Consider the following 1547-nt stretch of genomic DNA (forward strand, 5'->3'; position numbering starts at 1 on the left):
GCTGCACGATGAAGGCGCGGCCTTCCAGCGTTACCTCGCCTGTGCGCCGACACCCTTCCGGCGCGACGACTGCCTGCAGCTGGCCGCCGATCCGCGCCAGGTGCTGGCGCGCCGCGCACCGCAGCTGCTGGCCGAGTTCGAGCGCCGTGGCTGGCCACTGCCGCTCAGCATTGATCGGGTCTATGACAGCAGCCGGATGCGTGCAGCGCTGGGCTGGCAGCCACGTTTCGGTCCGGAGGACGTGCTGCAGCAGTATGCCGCGGGCAGCATCGAGGTCCTGCCCCGTGCGGAGTGGATCCGCGACCGCGTGGCCGAGTAGCACAGGCGAGCAGCACAGGCGAGCAGCACAGGCCTGCGTCGACGGCCGCAGCTGAGCGGGTTCAGTTTTTGTGCGTGCGGCGAGCCTCAACCTCGCCCGGCCATGGCCGCTAACCCGGTGCGCGCCTTCCCGCGCCGGGTTCCGATCCGGTGGGCAGGCGGCCCGCGCGACGGATCGCGCATCTGCGCGGTGCCCTGGTGGCACCGGTCGACCTGAACTGCCTGCGGATCCTCCCATGTCTTCTTCCCGTTCCGTCGCTGCCCGTCGCCCCGGCAGCATCGCCCACAAGCTGATGCTGGGCACCGCGGTGATCGCGTTGCTGTGCTTCGGCGCGACCGCGTTCCTGATCTATCACCAGGCCAGTTCGGCGCTGGTGTCGTCCTCGCGGCAGACCATGGCCAGCGAAGCCCGTGCCGAGGCGCGGCAGGTGGCTGCCGATCTGGGCACGGCCTTTGCCAGCAACGATGCGATGGTGGAAACGGTGCTGGCCCAGCGTGCGCGCGGTGATGCCCCTGATCGCGCCAGCCTGGCCAATGTCATCGGCGAGCAGTTGCACGCGCATCCGGAATGGCTGGGCAAGAGCACCATGTGGGAGGCCAATGCCTTCGACGGCAAGGACGCCGAGTTCGTCAACAGCGAGGCGCACGACGCCACCGGCCGCTACATGAGCTACTGGGCCTGGCAGGACGGCAAGCCGCAGCAGTCGACGATGACCGACTACACCGAGACGCCCAGCGGCTCGGGCAACTGGTACATGGTGCCCAGCCGCGACAAGCTGCCGCTGGTCAGCGAACCGTATGCCTACGACATCGGCGGCAAGCAGGTGCTGATGAGCACGCTGAGCACGCCGATCGTCGAGAACGGCACCTTCCTCGGTGTCTTCACCGTCGACTTCTCGCTGGACGCGCTGCAGAAGCACCTGGCCACGCTGACGCCGATGGTCGCCGGCCGCGTCGAACTGCTGTCGCCGAAGGGCGTGGTGCTGGCCTCGGCCGATGCCGCCGAGATCGGCAAGCCGCGTACCGATGCCGCCACCCTCGGCATGCTGGCGCAGATCGCCGCCGACAAGACCTACGAAGCGTTCGAGCCCGACGCTGCCGGCAACGTCCGCCTGTACGTGCCGCTGCAGGTCGGTGACGCGCCGCAGCGTTTCGCGCTGGGCGTGGTGGTGCCGCATGCGGTGATCATCGCGCAGGCCCGCGAGCTGCTGTGGATCATCCTGCTGGTG

The 1547-nt window shown here is 69.0% G+C and carries 1 protein-coding gene and 1 pseudogene; both read left to right on the plus strand.

Features of this window, described 5'->3' with window-relative positions; genetic code table 11:
* Nucleotides 1-319 (plus strand): annotated as a pseudogene (locus AB4Y84_RS21340) (NAD-dependent epimerase/dehydratase family protein); the annotation flags it as partial.
* A 235-nt stretch (nt 320-554) separates the two neighbouring features.
* Nucleotides 555-1547: cache domain-containing protein (locus tag AB4Y84_RS21345; protein ID WP_442250895.1), on the plus strand; the 993-nt coding region annotated here is incomplete at its 3' end.

The sequence above is a fragment of the Stenotrophomonas sp. 2YAF22 genome (assembly GCF_052114665.1).
In the GTDB taxonomy this organism is placed as follows: Bacteria; Pseudomonadota; Gammaproteobacteria; order Xanthomonadales; family Xanthomonadaceae; genus Stenotrophomonas; species Stenotrophomonas indicatrix.